The sequence below is a fragment of the Kitasatospora nipponensis genome (assembly GCF_039528135.1).
GTDB lineage: Bacteria > Actinomycetota > Actinomycetes > Streptomycetales > Streptomycetaceae > Kitasatospora > Kitasatospora nipponensis.
The window spans coordinates 1-16,706 of the sequence record NZ_BAAALF010000087.1; the positions used below are offsets into that span (position 1 = coordinate 1).

The 16,706-nt window shown below is 73.3% G+C and carries 15 protein-coding genes; 11 read left to right on the plus strand and 4 right to left on the minus strand.

Going from position 1 to position 16,706, the window contains the following annotated elements; all coding sequences use genetic code 11:
* Positions 1-196 precede the first annotated feature (196 nt).
* From ABD323_RS22725 to ABD323_RS22735, 3 genes are all read left to right on the plus strand, one after another.
* Positions 197-562, plus strand: a complete 366-nt coding sequence (locus tag ABD323_RS22725) for a PRC-barrel domain containing protein (RefSeq protein WP_344443742.1) — start codon at positions 197-199, stop codon at positions 560-562.
* A gap of 50 nt (positions 563-612) precedes the next feature.
* A complete protein-coding gene (locus tag ABD323_RS22730; protein ID WP_344443743.1) occupies positions 613-741 on the plus strand; it encodes a hypothetical protein in 129 nt (42 codons plus the stop codon).
* Positions 742-1,259: 518 nt separating this feature from the next.
* The gene (locus ABD323_RS22735; protein ID WP_344443744.1) at positions 1,260-2,030 is read left to right on the plus strand and encodes a DUF6193 family natural product biosynthesis protein; all 771 of its coding nucleotides are present in this window, start codon (positions 1,260-1,262) and stop codon (positions 2,028-2,030) included.
* Between the two features lie 355 nt (positions 2,031-2,385).
* On the opposite strand, the gene ABD323_RS22740 is transcribed toward ABD323_RS22735, so the two are convergent.
* Positions 2,386-5,496 carry a P-loop NTPase fold protein gene (locus ABD323_RS22740; protein ID WP_344443745.1) on the minus strand — a complete coding sequence of 1,037 codons (3,111 nt, stop codon included), beginning with the start codon at positions 5,494-5,496 and terminating at the stop codon, positions 2,386-2,388.
* A gap of 477 nt (positions 5,497-5,973) precedes the next feature.
* Positions 5,974-6,651: a hypothetical protein gene (locus tag ABD323_RS22745; protein ID WP_344443746.1), complete on the minus strand. Its 678-nt coding sequence runs from the start codon at positions 6,649-6,651 to the stop codon at positions 5,974-5,976.
* Positions 6,652-6,987: 336 nt separating this feature from the next.
* Between ABD323_RS22745 and ABD323_RS22750 the strand changes: the two genes are divergently transcribed.
* Together ABD323_RS22750 and ABD323_RS22755 are read left to right on the plus strand one after the other, a co-directional pair.
* Entirely contained in the window at positions 6,988-7,929 is a 942-nt protein-coding gene (locus tag ABD323_RS22750) for a SigB/SigF/SigG family RNA polymerase sigma factor (RefSeq protein WP_344443747.1), read from the plus strand.
* A gap of 107 nt (positions 7,930-8,036) precedes the next feature.
* The gene (locus ABD323_RS22755) at positions 8,037-10,424 is read left to right on the plus strand and encodes a SpoIIE family protein phosphatase (protein ID WP_344443748.1); all 2,388 of its coding nucleotides are present in this window, start codon (positions 8,037-8,039) and stop codon (positions 10,422-10,424) included.
* Here ABD323_RS22755 and ABD323_RS22760 read toward each other — a convergent pair.
* Positions 10,417-10,821 carry an ATP-binding protein gene (locus tag ABD323_RS22760; protein ID WP_344443749.1) on the minus strand — a complete coding sequence of 135 codons (405 nt, stop codon included), beginning with the start codon at positions 10,819-10,821 and terminating at the stop codon, positions 10,417-10,419. The two genes, ABD323_RS22755 and ABD323_RS22760, sit on opposite strands and share 8 nt — an antisense overlap.
* 418 nt (positions 10,822-11,239) lie before the next feature.
* On the opposite strand from ABD323_RS22760, the gene ABD323_RS22765 reads away from it, so the two are divergent.
* Positions 11,240-11,761: an HAD-IIIA family hydrolase gene (locus ABD323_RS22765; RefSeq protein ID WP_344443750.1), complete on the plus strand. Its 522-nt coding sequence runs from the start codon at positions 11,240-11,242 to the stop codon at positions 11,759-11,761.
* 68 nt (positions 11,762-11,829) lie between these two features.
* Here the strand turns inward: ABD323_RS22765 and ABD323_RS22770 are convergent, their stop codons facing one another.
* Positions 11,830-13,410, minus strand: coding sequence for a CYTH and CHAD domain-containing protein (locus tag ABD323_RS22770; RefSeq protein ID WP_344443751.1), 1,581 nt, complete (start codon positions 13,408-13,410; stop codon positions 11,830-11,832).
* 147 nt (positions 13,411-13,557) lie between these two features.
* On the opposite strand from ABD323_RS22770, the gene ABD323_RS22775 reads away from it, so the two are divergent.
* From ABD323_RS22775 to ABD323_RS22795, 5 genes are all read left to right on the plus strand, one after another.
* Positions 13,558-13,728: a hydrophobic protein gene (locus ABD323_RS22775; protein ID WP_344443752.1), complete on the plus strand. Its 171-nt coding sequence runs from the start codon at positions 13,558-13,560 to the stop codon at positions 13,726-13,728.
* A 204-nt stretch (positions 13,729-13,932) separates the two neighbouring features.
* Entirely contained in the window at positions 13,933-14,295 is a 363-nt protein-coding gene (locus tag ABD323_RS22780; RefSeq protein ID WP_344443753.1) for an STAS domain-containing protein, read from the plus strand.
* A 181-nt stretch (positions 14,296-14,476) separates the two neighbouring features.
* A complete protein-coding gene (locus tag ABD323_RS22785) occupies positions 14,477-14,800 on the plus strand; it encodes a plasmid stabilization protein (protein WP_344443754.1) in 324 nt (107 codons plus the stop codon).
* A 37-nt stretch (positions 14,801-14,837) separates the two neighbouring features.
* Positions 14,838-15,023, plus strand: a complete 186-nt coding sequence (locus ABD323_RS22790; protein ID WP_344443755.1) for a hypothetical protein — start codon at positions 14,838-14,840, stop codon at positions 15,021-15,023.
* A 64-nt stretch (positions 15,024-15,087) separates the two neighbouring features.
* Positions 15,088-16,677 (plus strand): FMN-binding glutamate synthase family protein, encoded by a 1,590-nt coding sequence (locus ABD323_RS22795; RefSeq protein WP_344443756.1) that lies wholly within the window; start codon positions 15,088-15,090, stop codon positions 16,675-16,677.
* Positions 16,678-16,706: the final 29 nt, after the last annotated feature.

Genomic DNA, 16,706 nt, shown 5'->3' on the forward strand with positions numbered 1-16,706 from the left:
GCGGTCCGCCCGCTCCTCGGGGCTCTCGTCGCGCCCGGTCCGGCCGGATCCCGGCCGACCACCTGTCCGTCCCATACCGTCCCTCCTCTGCCTGGCATTCCGGGAGGTATGAACCGGCACATCCCGGGCAGCCGCAGGATCAAGGGTGCACCGCCCGGCAGCAGGCCGGGTAGGGCGCCACGACGGGAGGACACCAATGAGCGGCACTGACATCTGGGCCTACCGCACCACCGCCGGCCACGTTCCCGGCCTGGACCTGACCGGCTACCGCGTCGAGGCGACCGACGGCCACATCGGCAAGATCGACAAGCACTCCGAGGAGGTCGGTGACTCCTTCCTCGTGGTGGACACCGGCCCGTGGATCTTCGGCCAGCACGTGCTTCTGCCCGCCGGCACCATCGTGCGGGTCGAGGAGGAGGACCGGAAGATCTACGTGGACCGCAGCAAGGACGAGATCAAGGGCGGCCCCGAGTACGACGCGCACGCCCACGCGGCCGACTCCGGCTACCGGGAGCGGTACGGCTCCTACTACGAGCCCTTCTACGGCGGCCCCGCCGTCTGAGCGGCGCTACGCCGAAGGGCTTCGACGAGCGTTCGACGAGGGAGGTACCCGTGACCGTGACGGTTCTGTTGACGGCTCCGCTGGTCCTGGCGGCCGGCCTCTCCTTCTCCCGGATCGGGATGCGTCCCGCCCGCCATCGCGCCACCGGTGGCCGGCCGCGCCATCGCGCGGGGCTGTGAGTCGGCCCCCCCCCCGCCCCCCCCCCCCCCCCCCCCCCCCCCCCCCCCCCCCCGCCGACCGGGCTGTGCGGCGTCGCGAGGGCGCGGGTGGATCGGCGGGGGCCGACCGGACGGCCGGTGACGGGGCAACCAGTCATCGATCCTGTCCCGCTGGCCCAGCCGTCAGGCTTTCGCCCTCGGGTACCGCACGGACTGGGACCCGCCACCACCACGTGAGCACCAGCAGGCCCGGACGGAGGCCCGCCGGCAGCAGGGCACGGAGCAGGCCCACCTCCTGGGCGCCGGGGTTGATGAGGATCCGCGAAAACGGCTCTGACCGGAGTTCCGTGAATGATCTTCTGTTCGGCGCTGGGCAGGGGGCCTCGTCGCGGACCGCACCGTCCCGCTCCGCCGCGCAGCACATCGTGATCATTCACGGAAATCGCGACCAGAGCTCATTTCGAGGATCCTCATCGACCGGGTCCTCGTCATCGAGCAGCAGGCCGGCAGGCTCGGCAACTGCGCGGCATACTGAGCGGATGAGCGTCGAGGTGGGGACAGGCGAGCGCCAAGGAGGCGGCGGGGGACTCCAGGAGGTGCTGAGGCGTACGGCGGAGGGCCTCGGAGTGGTCCTGCCCGAGCCGGACGGTGAGCTCTCGGCCATCGCGAGGTACGGCGATGAGGAGTCTGGCCGACGGGTGACGGTGCGTCCGCCCTACGATCAGTCCTGGGGTTCGAGGTTCCTGTCGGTGTATCCGACCGGCGAGCAGTGCGGGGGCTTCTGGACAGCCTTGCAGAGCTGCGGCGTGCTCATGGCCGGCGGGTGGGTCACGGAACCAGCCGAAGTGGTCAGGGCGACAGCAGCGTGGATGAGCGGTGCGGGGTTGGGGGAGACCAAGGTCCTGGCTCCAGGCATCGAGTACCGCCCGTGGGCCGTGGAGCACGAGCAGGAGCCTCTGGACGCGGTCGAGTTGGTGTGGCACATCAAGCTCGACCGCTTCCACACATCGTCGTGGGGCCGCTTGCCCCGCACGCACGCGCTGTTGGTGGCCGCGCATGCCCAGCCAGCGCTCCGCAGGCTGACGCCGATCACCAGCCATTTCAATGTGTGGTTCTCCACCAGGATCGCGTTCTTCCAGAACAGACAGGCCGGGTTCGGCCACTGGGCGGGGCAGGTCGGGTACGGCCTGTTCCCGCACGACGAGCGGCTGTACGGGGTGCGGCGCCGGGACGGAGAACTGGTCGCGCGCACCGAGACGCCCGAGGAAGCCGTCGCCCTCCTGGTGGCTGCACTCCCGGACCGGTCGTAGCGCGCGGTCGAACTCTGGCCGCGATTTCGTGAATGATCACGATGTGCTGCGCGGCGGAGCGGGACGGTTCGGTGCGGTCCGCAACGAGGCCCCCTGCCCAGTACCCGGCGCCGAACAGAAGATCATTCACGGAACTCCGGTCAGAGCCGCGAAAACGGCCAGGTCTACTCTCCATTTCCCAGTCTGTTGGAATTTCAACGGTCTGGGGAGGGTGGGGAGCGGGGGTCACATCAGGGACCGCCGACCGAGGGGCGGCTGGCCCTGCCCTGCACGCACGCCGACGGGACCGTCCCGGCCCGCGGACACGGTCCCGGGCATGACGTAAACCGAAACAGGCGCTCGCTGATGTACCCGGTCAGCGGTCCAGGTGGGAGACGATCCGTCCTGCGGGGAAGGACAGGCGGGCGACTGGGGCCACCCAATGGCCCCATGGCCCGAGCTGTTCGGGCAGGTGTAGGGCGGCTGTAGCGGCTCGGGCCGTGGCCTGCTCCAGAGCGGTGAGCAGAGAGTGCCACTGCTGGGCCTGGACGGGGGTCATCTTCGGGTCGGCGGGGTTGGACAAGTGGCCGTCCCCGGGGTCGCGGCGGGGTTTGAGGTCCGTGAGGAACTGGGCCCAGGTCCGGCCCGGGTCGGTGCGGCTGGTGCGGTGCAGGTGCAGGCAGAGAGCCGGTCCCAGCTGCGGGTAGGCGACCAGGGCCGCGAGGAGGACCAGGCCGGCGCGGTAGGGGCGGTAGGGGGCTCCGGTCGCGGTGGCGGGGGGTTGTTCGGCCAGGTCGTGATCGCGCTGGGCGCAGCGCAGGGCGGTGAGCAGGCCGTAGCTGTTGGCCAGGCGTTTGACGGCGCGGGGGGTGGAGACCAGCAGCGGTGGCCCGAGGAGGTCCATCAGGGCGATCTCGTCGGGGTCCAGCGTCAGTGGGTCGACGCGTTCGATCACGCGCGGGGCGGGCAGGTGCACTCCCTGCTCGGGCAGTTCCACTGCGGCAGGACGGGGAGTGCCCGCGTTGGCGTCGACGGCGCGCGCGGCTGCTGCGGGCGCGGTGGTGGTCGGGTCGGGGGGCTGCGGGGTGCTCTGGTCGGCGCGGGTGCCGACCAGGGATCGGAGCATGGTCCGGTAGCCGGTGGTGTCCAGGGTGGGCAGGGTGAGGACGACCTGGAAGATCTTCTCCAGGTACTGGGCGGGGGTGGAGTGCCACAGCTCTTCGTCGTCGGGGTCCACCGAGCCGTCGAACGCTCCCGGGGCGTCTGCGGCGGGGTTGTGGAGGATGTCGCGGTAGTGCGCGGCGATGGACCTCAGGAGCCAGCGCGGGTCGATGGCGACCACGACGACGAACAGGTCCACGGCCAGCAGCAGGTGCACGGCTTCGAGCATCTCCACGACCCGGGCCGGCGGGCAGCGGTCCAGGTCGTCGATGTAGACGACGATCCGGTCGATCTCCGGGAGCCGGTCACCCGCGTCGTCCTCAACACCGGTGACGTCCTCGGCCGTCTCTTCAGCGGTGCTGCGCGCCTCGGCCAGCAGGACAGCCATGCGCTGGAAGTCCTCCCGGATCTGCGTCATCAGACCCAGGTGGGCGCGGTAGTCACCGGCGGCGGCACGCTCCGAGACGAGCCCGGCCAACTGGCCTGCGGCGGTCAGGTCCTGCACCTGCCGTTCCAGCGCGGCCACCTCGCCCTGCGCGACGTCCGCAGCGGTCTGCAGCCGATCGCGCCATCCCTCCATCACGACCCGCAACCGCTCCCGGAGCGGCTCGCTCCGCTCCCTCGCCTCGCGCACCTTCTGCACGAACAGGCCGACGGGAACCAGCGCTGAAAGCCACGACACCAGTCGCGCCCATAGCGGTAGGCCCCAGACCACCGCCCCCCACGCCCCCGCCAAAACCAGGGCCGACAGCACGAAGCCTCCGACCACACTGCGCCAATCGCCGCGCACCAGGCGCCACCCGGCGCGCATCATCCCGAGCGCCAGTCGGCCCCCGCCGTGCATCTGCTCGTACAGCTCCCCCGGCTGCCCTCCGTCCCCGACCACCACGGCCCACTCTTGCCGCTGCTCCTCGGTCAGCTGCGACCAGCGCGATTCGCGGGTGCTCAGGGCGGCTTGGAGTTGGTTGCGGCGCAGGCGCGCGGCGCGTAGACGGCGCGGGAGTTCGCGTTGAGCGACGAGGTCGGCCGAGAGCCGGGAAAGCTGGCGCTGGGCGGTTCCGCTGTCCTGGGCAGGGGTGGTGGCGAGCTGGGAGAAGAGTTCGGCGACCAGGCTGGCCCACAGCCCGGTCTCGGAGTAGTGCCAGGCGTTGAACCGCACCTGGCGCACCGCGTGGTGGGCAAGGGGATTGTTCGGCCGGGCGGTCGCGTCGACCTGCTGCTGCATCAGGTCCAGGAAGTGGCTCTTGCCTTCGCCCCAGTCGCCGAAAAGCCCTACCGCCAACGGCGGCCTGGCCGAGCGGGAGGTCACCAGTTCCGCCAGCGCGAGGGCCTCCTCGGCCCGGGACAGGTCATCGCCTCTGGAGGTCGCGTCGGACCGGTAGTAGGGCAGGCGCTCCACCGACCCGTCCTCCACCACCTCCCACAGTTGCACCACGCCGCCAATGCGTCCGGTGGCGAGGACGGGCCTGCCGTCGATGATCGCCCACGCCACTGACAGCACCGGACCACCCGGCCCGTCCAGGGGCTGGCCCAAGGGGACGGGTGCGGTCGGGTCACCCATGTCCCACAACTGCACCAAACCGCCGCCGCTGCCGGTGGCGAGGACGGGCCTGCCATCGATGACCGTCCACGCTGCGGACAGCCCTTGGTCGCGCGGGCCGTCCAGGGGCTGGCCCAAGGGGACGGGTGCGGTCGGGTCACCCATGTCCCACAACCGCACCAAACCGCCGCCTCGGCTGCCGCCGGTGCCGATGGCCAGGACGGGCCTGCCATCGATGACCGCCCACGCCACCGACCGCACCGGACCCCCTGGGCCGTTCAGGGGCTGGCCCAAGGGGACGGGTGCGGTCAGGTCACCCATGTCCCACAACCACACCGAACCTCCACCGCTGCCGGTGGCCAGAAAAGGCCTGCCGTCGAGGACCGCCCACGCCACCGACAGCACCTGGCCGTCTGGGCCGTCCAGGGGCGGGCCCAGGGGGACGGGTGCGGTTGGGTCACCCATGTCCCACAACCACACCGAACCGCCGCCACGACTGCCGTAGCCGCCAGCGGCCAGGACGGGCCTGCCGTCGAGGACCGCCCACGCCACCGACCACACCCAGTCGCCGGGGCCGCCCAGGGGCTGGCCCAAGGGGACGGGTGCGGTCGGGTCACCCATGTCCCACAACCACACCGAACCGCCGTCCTCGCCGTAGCCGCCGGTGCCGGTGACCAGGACGGGCCTGCCGTCAAGAACCGCCCACGCCACCGACCGCACGGGTTCGACGGGTTCACCCAGGGGTGAGCCCAGGGGCACTCCCGACCAGCGTTGAACGTCAGCCATGTCGGCTCCCGAAGGCGTTCATGGCGAAGGATCTGGGCTCCGAGGCAGTCACATGCCGATGATCGGGCGGCGGCCTGCCGGCCGTACGGCTGTACCTCAAGCTGTTACACAGGACGCCGCTGGGAAGGTGGTGCCGACGCTCTCGCCGACCCGGGCGGTGCCGCCCGCCAGAAGCTCCAGTTGCACGGCGGTGGGAGATCACGGCCGGGCCGCGGTAGTCGGGCCGGTCGGCACCGCAGGCTGCGGCGCCCAACGGTTCGCCGCTCGGGAGCTCGCAGGCCAGCGGCACGCCCCCGGTGGGACCGCGGCCCGGCGCATCAGGTGAGGAATCCGAGAGAGCAGGTCTGCCCACTATCCGAGCACCAGGTGGGGAGATTCAAGAGCCCCATCAGGGTGAACCCCCGCCGAGCACGAAGGCGCACGGTGGGGAGCCGGCGTGGCACCGGGAGGCGGGCCGCGGTTGTCGTTGCTGCTCTATCAGTGGGCGTGGACGTCGACCGGGGGCAGGTCGCCGAGATCCGCCTTGCTGAGCCGCACCGCGACGTGCCCCGCCCTCCAGGTCACCTCGCCGATCGGAATGGCGACGGTCTTCCGGCCCCACAGGTGGCCCTCCTGGAGGAGCACGTGGGTCACCTCCTGGTACCGCGGGTCGACCACCAGGCCCTGGACGTGGCCGACCTCGCCGTCGGTGGCTTCCACCCGGTCGCCGTGTCGGATCTGGACCTCGTCGGTGGGCACCCGTTCGTGCACCGTGACGCTCGGCGCGACCTCGACCGGCGCGAGTCCGGGCGCGGCCATGCCGACCGAGCCCATGCCGACCGTGCCCACGCCCAGGCTGTAGTACGGCACGGTGGCCAACTGCTCCGGCGCGGACCCGGGGTGCTCGGAGGTACCCGGGAGGTACTCCTGCTCCTCGGCCGGATCCAGGAGCCGCACGGCCGCGCCGGCGCAGCGCAGCCTGACGGTCGCGGAGTCGCTGGACGCCTCGTCGACCAGCTCGACGGGCACCAGTCGGTCGGTGTCGTGGCGCCCGCCGACCACCAGGTGGGTGACCCGGTGCGCGACCGGGTCGAGCACCACGCGCTTCAGCTCGCCGTACGGCTCGTCCTTGCAGTGCACCTCGGTGCCTATCGCGTATCGCACGGATGTCGTCACGTCGCCCTCCATCGCTCCCGCTCCGCCGGCCGGTGCCCGGCCGCAGTCGCACCCACCGGATGCGACTGTCGCTCGTCTGCCCGGACCCTGCGGTCCAACACCCCCGCGGTCCGACGCCATCGCACGGTCCCGCCCAGCCCCTCGGTGCGGGCCGCCCACATCGCCCGCCGGTAGCAGGGTTCGGCAGGCGACGAACGGGTAGGCGCCAGCCAACGGCACGGATTGCTGTGCCGGGTTGCCGTCGCCTGAAGAAGCCGGGTCGAGGGTTACCCTCTCGTGCGGTCGGCGCACGGTTCTCGCCGGCGATCGCACGAGGGTGTCCCGCCGCTCCTGGAGATGACCACGGTGTCCCAGGCCATGTGTCCCCCCACCCACGCTGCACTGCCCGACGCGCCCACCGACCCCCTCGACCGGTTCGCCGTGTCGCCGCGACCCACGTCGGGGCAGATACGGGCGATGGGCAAGAGCGAGGTTCGCGAGCTGAGTGACGCGCTCTTCCGCCGGCTCGCCGAACTGCCGCCCGAGCACCCGGCCCACGGCTACGTCCGTGGCACGCTCATCGAGCTGAACATGTCGCTGGTGCGATTCGTCGCGAGCCGGTTCCGGCACCGCTCGGCCGAGATGGCGGACGTGCTCCAGGTCGGCACGGTCGGCCTGATCAAGGCCGTGGACGGCTATCGATATGAGCGCGGGGTCGAGTTCCTGACCTATGCCATTCCGACCATCTCCGGAGAGATCAAGCGCTACTTCCGCGACACCTCCTGGCCGGTGCGGGTGCCGCGCAGCGTGCAGGAGCTCTACCTCGCCGTGGTGCGCGGCTCCGACCGCCTCGAGCAGGACCTCGGGCGGGGGCCGACCCAGGACGAGCTGGCCGCCGAGCTGGATCTGACGCGGGAGGAGGTGGAGACCGGACAGGTCGCCTGCTCGGCCTGTCGGGCGGACTCGCTGGACGCCCTGCACGACGACGGCTCCGATCCTGCGGGCAGCACGCTGCTGGACCACCTCGGCGCCTGCGACCAGGAGTTGGAGCTGGTGGAGTTCCGCACGGCGGTCCGTCCGCTGCTGTCCGCCCTACCCGAGCGCGAACGCAGGATCCTGCTGCTGCGCTTCTGGGGCGACCACACGCAGAGCGAGATCGCCCAGCGGCTCGGCATCTCCCAGATGCACGTCTCCCGCTTGCTCGGCGCGACGTTGGCGCTCCTGCGGGAGCAGTTGGAGGACACGGCGTCCCTGGAGGACACGGCCCCCACCGGCCGGCCGACCGTGGCGTCAGCATGAGCAACGACGGTCTACGGGTGGCCCTGCCACTGCTGGCCGCCGATCGGTGACCGTCCTAACCTTGAGGCGTCCCACGGTGCTGGACCGGAGAAGGGCGGCCGCCGAGGATGACCAGGGAGCCGGGCGGTGCCGAGAGTCCGCAGGCCACCATCGACCGGTTGCGGTCCGAGGTCGAGGGGCTGCAGCGGGCGATGCGCAGCCGTGCGGTGATCGAGCAGGCCAAAGGCCTGCTGGCGGCGCGGCTGGGCTGCTCGCCGGACGAGGCGTTCGACTGGCTGGCCCGGCGTTCCCAGCAGCACAATCGCAAACTGATCGACCTGGCAGCCGAGTTGCTGGGTCGTTCTGCTCCGCCCGCGGCCGCGGGCCGCCGCATCGACCGCCCGGAGGAGGCTGACGACCAGGCCGGCGCTGATCCCCTGGACAGGGCCGACGACCGGGCCGGCACGGCCCGCACCGATCGCCCCGCGCCCAGGGCGCAGGGGCCCGGCGCCCCCGAGCGGTCGCCGGCTGCCCGCTACCACCTGGCCTCGGCCGCCTTCGACGCGGCACGGTCCCCCGACGAGTTGGTGCGGGCCGTTCGGGACGCGCTCGGCGAGCCGGTTGCCGCGACGGTCGCACTCTTCGTGCTGGAGCCGGACGGCGCGCTGCGGCTGGTCGGCAGCCACGGGCTGTCCAATCGGCGGCTGAGCCAGTGGCAGCGGCTCCCGCCGCAGCCCCGGACGCCGTCCGCCGAGGCGGTGCGCACCGGTTCGCCCGTCTGGCGGCAGCAGGAGGCCGAGGCCGACAGCGCGGCGGTTCCCGGCCGGACGGTCTGCGCGCTGCCGCTGCGGACCGGTGACCGTTCGCTGGGCGCGCTCGTGCTGGGCTGGGCCGATCCGCTGCGGCCGGACCCGCAGCACACCGCGTACCTGGCCGGGCTCGCCGCGCTCTGCGCCGACCGGCTGCCCCCGCTGCTCCCCGCGGCGACGGCGCAGGTCCTCGGCGAGCCCTGGTTCCGCGCGGCGCTGGACGTGGTGATGGACCCGGTGATGATCCTGCGGCCCGTGCGCGACACCACCACCGGTGCCGCACCGTCCGACCTGCGCCTGGTCCACGCCAACGTGGCCACCGTCGACCTGGCCGGGCGCACCGCCGCCGAGTTGACCGGAGCCAGGTTCACCGAGCTGTACCCGGGGCTCGTGGCCGCCGGCGTGCTCGGGCGGCTGCTGGAGGCACTGGCATCCGGTCAGTCGCACCAGGAGGAGCTGGAGCAGTTCGTCGAGGTGGTGGGCGGGGCGCCGCGAGCCGGCAGTCTGACCCTGCGGGCGGTGCCGTTCCTGGACGGCCTGCTGGTCAGCTGGCGCCCGCACGACAGGCGGCGGCGCCGGGAGGCCCAACTGGAGCAGGCGCAGAGCCTGGCGAGCCTGGGTACCTGGCACTGGCAGGCGGGATCGAGCGCGGTCGACTGCTCGCCGGAGTGCGCCCGGTTGCTCGGCCACCCCGGCACCGGACACCTCACGCTGACCCAGCTGGAGGCGGCGGTCCTCGCGGCCGACCGGCCGGCGGTCCGGGCGCTGGTACAACGGTTGCTGGGCGGGGAGTTGCTCACCGAGAGCGAATTCCGGATCCGGCGCGCGGACGGCGTGGCGACCCTGCGGGCGATGGCGGAGACGGTCGGGACCGGGCCCGGTGGCACGGTCGCGGCGATCCGCGGCGTGGTGCAGGACATCACCGCGGGGCGGGCCACGGAGCGGGCACTGACTTCGGCGCGGGCCGAGCTCGCCGAGCAGCGCCGTCGGACGGCGGACGAGCTGCGGGCCGCGCGCTCCCTGCAGCAGGTGCTGCTCGCCGCCCCACGGCTACCCGCGCTCCCGGGCGTCGAGTCGGCCGTCCGCTACCTGCCGGCCGGGCGTGACCCGCAGGTGGGCGGCGACTGGTACGACCTGCTCGCGCTGCCCGGCGGCGAGCTGCTCGTGGTGGTCGGTGACGCCTCCGGCCACGGCCTGCCGGCCGCTGCCGCGATGGCCCAACTGCGCTACGCGCTGCGAGGACTGGCCTTCTGCGATCCCGAGCCGCAGGCCGTGCTGGAGCGGCTGAATCGGATGCTCTTCCACCAGAGCAGCGACTACATCGCCACCGTGCTGTGCGGCCGGCTCGACCCCGCCGCGCGCACGTTGCGCTGGGCCCGCGCCGGACATCCGCCGCCGGTCCTGCTGCGCGCGGGGGTGGCCCGGGTGGCCGAGGCGCCCGCCGGGCTGGTCATCGGTGCCACGCCGGATGCCGAGTACGTCGCCACGACGGTGAAGCTGGAGCCGGCGGAGAGTCTGCTGCTCTACACCGACGGGCTGACCGAGCACCCCGGCGGGGAGCCGGGCGCGGGGCTGCGGCGGCTGCTGGCGGCGGCGCAGGAGTACCGGGCGCCGCAGCTCGCGGGCTGCCTGGACCACATCCTGCGCCGCCTCGGCGGACCGAACCCGCGTGATGACACCTGCCTGCTCGGCCTGCGCGTCAGCTGACCGCACCGGGATGGACCGAGCGCTCCTCGCCGGAGCCGTCGGTGCCGGTGCCGACCTCGGCCCAGACCCGCTTCCCCGTCGCGGTCGGCAGACTCCCCCAGTGCCGGGCCAGCACGCCCACGATGCGCAGGCCGTACCCGCCCGGTCGACCCACCCGACCGGCCAGCCGGGGAACCGGCCGACCGGGGCTGGGATCGGCGACCTCGACGCGCACCGCTCCGGCCTGGCGGTGCAGCGCGAGTTCGGTGGGGCCGCCGGCGTGCCGGCAGGCGTTGGCGACCAGCTCCGAGACCACCAGCACCACGTCGTCTGCCGCCGCCTGCCGCTCCTCGTCGACGGCGGGCAGCCAGTCCCACGCGACCAGCGCCTCCCAGGTGAAGGCCCGACAGCGGCTCACGGTTCCGGGGGCCGTGCTGCCGAGCCCCAGCCGGCGGTGCGGCGCGCGGTCCCAGGGCGGGGTTCGATCGCCCCGTCCCGCCGCTGTCGCGTGCCGCATGGTGCGCTCCGATCCGCCCGACAGGGGTCCGATCAGGACCGTTCACTCTCCGTACCGACGCGCCTGCCCGTCGCACTGCCGCACAAACGCGGCGCGGCCGGGCAGTACGAGGACGGCCTCACCTGTGCCGGAGGGCGTGTTTGGGCGCGGCCCGCCCGGAAAGCCGCCCGGTATGAACGGCACCGAGTGGAGTGTGTGTGACATCCGTGGTCGATCGGCCGGCCGGCGGGGGAGCGGGAGAGCGACCGAACCCTGGCTCTGGGCGGGCGATCGCCTCGCGCTCACCGACCCCTCGCACCGCCCGCAGTACCGCGGTGCGGTGCTGTTCACCTGTGGCGGCACGCTGATCGTCGACGTGCCCTACAACGGGGACCCCGGCTGGATCCGCCCGGTGCCCGGAGCGGCCGCGGCGCTCGCCGCGGTGCGCGGGCGGGGCCTCGCCGTGGGGGTGCTGACGCAGGAGCCGGGTGTGGCCCGCTATCTGCTGACCCGCGATCAGGTCGACCTCGTGCGGCGCCGCTGTCAGCAGTTGCTGGGGCCCTTCGACGTGTGGGCGGTCTGCCCGCACGCGCCCGCGGACGGATGCCTCTGCCGCCGGCCGGCGCCGGGCCTGGTCGCCGCGGCCTGTCGTGGGCTCGGGCTGGCGGCCGATCGGGTCACGGTGATCGGCTCCGACCCGCGCGACCTCGCCGCTGCTCGGGCGGCCGGCGCGAGTGCGGTGCGGACGGCCGGGGTCTGCGCGGAGCCCGAGGCATTGCGTGCGACGGCGCTCGCCGCCGCCGACCTGGCGGTCGCTACGGACCGGGCACCCAGCCCGGCCGGCGGACCGGGCCGGCGTTGACCGGTGGACGGCGGGCCGGGCCGGTGGTCGGTCCGACGGTCGCAGACGTGGCGCAGCTCAGACGTGGCTCAGCGGAGTCTGGTCGCCCTGCGCCGTGCCGCGCGTTCGCGGAGCCTCGGGACCTGCTCGACGGCGCTCTCGGCGAGCTGCCGCTGACGCTCGTGGAGCACGCCGCAGGCGAACGCGTGGCGCCGCGCCCTGGTGTCCCCCTCGGCGTCGGTGGCCAGGGTGATCAACGCCCGCCGGGCCACCACGCTGTCCTGATGGACGCCCAGGACCTTGTGCAGCTCCTTCATCCGAGCGCCGAACCTGTGCGCCCGTCGCACCGCCCGCCTCGGCAGGGGGGCGTGGGCGCTCTCGGCGGTGTAGCGCGCACGCTTGGCCGCCTTCCGGGCGCGATGCAGGGCCTGGTCCTGCCGCGGGCCGGGCGCGGTGCGCAGGGCTCGGTCGAGCCGCTTCAGGGTCCGGCGCTGTTCACGTCGCAGGACGTGGGCCAGGTAGCCGGTCGCCGGCGTGCCCGCGCGCCGGCGCAGCGGTGGGTCGGCCGCGAAGGCGTCGAGCCGGTCGAGCAGGGTGAAGTACCAGGCGCTGTCGAGCTCGGCCACCGCCCGCTCCCACGCCCGTCGGTAACCACGCGCATGCCGCTCGGTGAGCAGCCCGCGCAGCGTGCCCCCGCGGGCCCAGGCCGGCACCTCGGGAAGGCCCGCCACGAGGAGCTCACCCAGCACCTCCTGGTCGCGTGCGCCGCCCAGCGTCCGGCCGAGGCGGCGCAGACCGGTGGCCAGCGGATCACTGTGGCGGCGGTCGAACAGCCGACGGTGCGCCTTCAGCAGGCTGCGCAGCCGGCGCGCGGTCACCCGCATCCGGTGCACGGAGTCCACCTCCCCGCGCCGCACTGCGGGGTCGAGCAGCAGCAGGTCGTCCAGCAGGGCCCGGAAGTCGGCCAGGACGAGGGCTCCGGCGGACCCGGGCTTCGCCGCGGTGGTCCGCCGCTGCTCGGCGGGTGCGTGGGCACCGCCGTCCCGGCCCAGGGCCCGGGCGAGTTTCGAGGGCCACGGGGAGAGGGTCAGACCCGCTTCGGTGAACGCGGTGTCGATCCGGTCCAGCAGGGCGGGGGAGCCGTGCGCCAGCTCGGCCTCGACCTCGGTCCACCCCTTGATCTCGGCGCTGCCTCCTCCGGCCCGGTCGGCAGGGCCCCGGTCGGCGTCCAGCACCTGGGCGGCCACCCGGTCCTCCGTGAGTTCCGCCAGGACGCGTCCGTGCTCGTCCCGCAGCAGCCGCCGGGCCCGGTGGGTGCGCAGGTGCGCCACCGGCCGCAGCGTGGCACCGCGGGCGTGGACGGCCACCCGCAGGGCGAGGTCGGCCGGCATTTCCTGCGGGCCGCCCGTGTCCAGTGGGACCCGGACCTCCTGGCGGGAGTCCGCGCCCAGTGGCAGCTTCAGGTGCCAGCCGGCGTCGTCGCCGCCGCTGCGCCGGCGCAGCGTGATCCGCCGGCGCAACAGGCGCCGGTCGGGCGTGTCGTAGTAGACGGCGTCGAGTTCCTGCGGGTCGGCCGCCTCCGCGAGCGCCACGCCCGGGAGTCCGTCGAGTCGACCCGGCAGCGAAGCGCCCTCGTACTTCCGCTCCGTCTCCACCTGTGTCTCACTCATACCCGGGCGTCTGCCCGCGTGGGAGCGAGCCATGCGCCGGTGGCAGGGAGTACCGCCGCGGGGCGGGAGCGGCCTGGCGGGGGTGCGGCGCGCCCGGTGGTTGGGTCCCCGGGGGTCGGGTACACGCGGCCCGAGGAGGTGACGGTGATGGTTCTCTTGATCGTGGTACTGCTGCTGGCGTTGATCCTCGGTGGTGCCGGCTTCGCCGTGCACGTGCTGTGGTGGGTCGCGTTGGTGGTCCTGGTGCTCTGGCTGCTCGGCTTCGTGCTGCGCAGCCCGGCCGGTTCGGGTGGCCGAAGCCGCTGGTATCGGTGGTGAGCCCGCCCGGTGCCCGTCGCGGTCTGGCGGCGGGCACCGGGCCGCGTGGGTGCCGGGGTGGGCCAAGTCCCGTCCGTGCGTGCGCCGATGCGCTGTGTCAGAGTGAAATGAGGGTCGGCGACGCCATCGGTCTGTCGGCGGCGTCCGGCACCTCGACCGCGCCTGTCGGCGGCGGGGGACGGCGCGAGGGCACGGAGGCCGACGATGAATGACGCTCAGGGCGCGGTGCGGCTGTCCGTGGCGCTCGAGGCGCGCGCCGACAGCCGAGTCCTGCGGCTCACGGGCGAGCTGGACCACGACACTGCGCAGGTGCTGCGCGAGGCACTGGAAGGCTGCCTGAGTCACGGTCCGCACCGGATCCTGGTGGACTTCGCCGGTGTCGGATTCTGCGACTCGACCGGGCTGAATGTGCTGTTGCGGGCCCGCCAGGAGGCGCTCGCAGCGGATCGGCAAGTGGAGCTGTGCGCCCTGGGGGTCCAAGTGGCCAGGCTCTTCGAGGTGACCGGAGTCGACGGCGTCTTCGCCATTCACCCCACGGTCGACCGGGCGCTGGCCGCACACCGGTGAGGGCGGCTCCCGGCGGGCCCCGTCTGTAGGCCGCCGCTGACCGGGCTGACGCCTGCGGCGCCCCGGCCAGGCCGAGCCTTCCCCCGCCCCTTCCTGCCGCTCTGTCCCGGCTGGCGGGCACGCGCGTCGAGTAGGGCGTTCCGGGTAGGCGCAGCGGTGCACCATCACGAAGGGAGCAGCCATGCCTGCCGGATCGAGCAAGAAGCGGGAGCGACAGTACGAGCACATCAAGGACAGCGCGCTGGAGCGTGGAGAGAGCCGGAAGCGGGCTGAGGAGATCGCGGCCCGGACCGTGAACAAGGAACGGGCCCGGCACGGCGAGTCGAAGACCGCCAGCCGCTCCTCGACCCACGACATCTCCTCCTCCCGCCGCGGAGGACTGCGCTCGCACTCCGGCTCCCAGGGGCCGACCTACGAGCAGCTCTACAACGAGGCCAAGCAGCGTCACCTGCACGGCCGCTCGACGATGAACAAGAAGGAACTCGCCGCCGCGCTCGGCCACTGACCGGCGCCCGAACACCGACGACACGAAGGGCGATGTCATGAACAAGGACGACAGGACGGCCGCCGAGGAGAACGGCGCCTCGCGGGAGAACGACGAGTCGACACGGGAGCGCTCCGCGGAGGAGCGGAGCATCGTGGCGCCCACCCCGAAGGACGTGCGGGCCAAGTCCGACCGGGACGATCAGGGACCGCGGCCGCCGGCGCCCGGGGACCGCAGGCCCTGACCGACGCCGGCCGGCCGCGCCGGCCCCGAGCCGGATGCGTGGCCGCGGCGATCGGGGTTAGACGATGACCGTGCTGAGATTCCTGTGGATCGCGTGGTTGGGGTGCGCGGCGGCCGCCACCGTCGTGGCGAGCCTGCTGTGGTCACCTTGGTGGTGGGCCGCGGCGGGCCCGCTGCTGGCGCTGGCGGTGCTGGCGGTGGTGGACCTGCTCCAGGTCCGCCACTCGGTGCTGCGGAACTACCCCGTGCTGGGCCACCTGAGGTTCGCCATGGAGGGTATCCGTCCCGAGCTGCAGCAGTACTTCGTGGAGCGCAACGTCGACGGGCGCCCCTTCGACCGCGACACCCGCAGCATCGTCTACGAGCGGGCCAAAGGCACCGACGCCGAGGAGCCGTTCGGCACCGAACTGGACCTGTACGAGACCGGGCGCGAGTTCCTCGTGCCGTCGATGGCCCCCGTCGCGGTGCGCACCGAGGCGCCCCGCGTGCGGATCGGCGGCCCGGACTGCACCCGGCCCTACGACATGGCGCTGCTCAACGTCTCCGCGATGAGCTTCGGCTCGCTCTCCGCCAACGCCGTGCTGGCCCTGAACACCGGGGCGGCGCTGGGCGGGTTCGCCCACGACACCGGTGAGGGCGGGCTGTCGGAGTACCACCTGCGGCCCGGCGGCGACCTGGTGTGGGAGCTCGGCACGGGGTACTTCGGCTGCCGGACCGCGGACGGCGGCTTCGACCAGCACCTGTTCGCCCACAAGGCGGCGCACCCGCAGGTGCGGTGCGTGTCGCTGAAGCTGAGCCAGGGGGCCAAGCCCGGCATCGGGGGCGTGCTGCCCGGGGCCAAGGTCACCGCGGAGATCGCGAAGGTCCGCGGTGTCCCGCAGGGGGAGAGCGTCATCTCGCCGCCGTACCACCGGGTCTTCTCCAGCCCGCGCGAGCTGGTCCGCTTCGTGGCCCGGATGCGGGAGCTGGCGGGCGGCAAGCCCACCGGGTTCAAACTCTGTGTCGGCTCGCGTCGCCAGTTCCTCGCGGTCTGCAAGGCGATGCTGGTGGAGGGGGTGACGCCGGACTTCATCGTCGTCGACGGTGCCGAGGGCGGCACCGGCGCCGCCCCGCTGGAGTTCGCCGACAACATCGGCATGCCGCTGACCGAGGGCCTGATGACGGTGCACGACGCGCTGCTGGGTACCGGACTGCGCGACCGGATCCGGATCGGCGCCAGCGGCAAGGTGGCCACCGGCAGCGACCTGGTGAAGCGGCTGATCCAGGGAGCCGACTACACCAACGCCGCGAGGGCCATGATGTTCGCCGTCGGCTGCATCCAGGCCCAACGCTGCCACACCAACACCTGCCCGGTGGGAGTGACCACCCAGGATCCGCGCCGGGCCCGGGCCCTGGACGTGGGGGACAAGGCGCAGCGCGTCCAGCGCTTCCAGGAGGCGACCGTCAGAAGCGCACTGCAGATCATGGCCGCGCTGGGTGTGGACGAGCCGTCACAGTTGAGCCCGCACATGCTCCGGCGCAGGGTGGATCCGCAGACCATCCGCTCCTACGCGGAGATCCACCCCCGGCTGGCTCCGGGGCAGTTGATCGACGACGCGCCCGAGCGGTGGGCACCGGACTGGCACGCCGCCCACCCCGACCGCTTCACCGACTGAGTCCCACCGACCGAGCCCCCCTGACCGAG

Excerpts from the sequence above, each read along its gene's own strand:
- ABD323_RS22780 (WP_344443753.1), top strand. The coding sequence starts at position 13,933 with ATGAATGACGCTCAGGGCGCGGTGCGGCTGTCCGTGGCGCTCGAGGCG.
- ABD323_RS22770 (WP_344443751.1), bottom strand. The coding sequence starts at position 13,410 with ATGAGTGAGACACAGGTGGAGACGGAGCGGAAGTACGAGGGCGCTTCG.
- ABD323_RS22790 (WP_344443755.1), top strand. The coding sequence starts at position 14,838 with ATGAACAAGGACGACAGGACGGCCGCCGAGGAGAACGGCGCCTCGCGG.
- ABD323_RS22785 (WP_344443754.1), top strand. The coding sequence starts at position 14,477 with ATGCCTGCCGGATCGAGCAAGAAGCGGGAGCGACAGTACGAGCACATC.
- ABD323_RS22735 (WP_344443744.1), top strand. The coding sequence starts at position 1,260 with ATGAGCGTCGAGGTGGGGACAGGCGAGCGCCAAGGAGGCGGCGGGGGA.
- ABD323_RS22750 (WP_344443747.1), top strand. The coding sequence starts at position 6,988 with ATGACCACGGTGTCCCAGGCCATGTGTCCCCCCACCCACGCTGCACTG.
- ABD323_RS22755 (WP_344443748.1), top strand. The coding sequence starts at position 8,037 with ATGACCAGGGAGCCGGGCGGTGCCGAGAGTCCGCAGGCCACCATCGAC.
- ABD323_RS22725 (WP_344443742.1), top strand. The coding sequence starts at position 197 with ATGAGCGGCACTGACATCTGGGCCTACCGCACCACCGCCGGCCACGTT.
- ABD323_RS22740 (WP_344443745.1), bottom strand. The coding sequence starts at position 5,496 with ATGGCTGACGTTCAACGCTGGTCGGGAGTGCCCCTGGGCTCACCCCTG.
- ABD323_RS22795 (WP_344443756.1), top strand. The coding sequence starts at position 15,088 with ATGACCGTGCTGAGATTCCTGTGGATCGCGTGGTTGGGGTGCGCGGCG.
- ABD323_RS22775 (WP_344443752.1), top strand. The coding sequence starts at position 13,558 with ATGGTTCTCTTGATCGTGGTACTGCTGCTGGCGTTGATCCTCGGTGGT.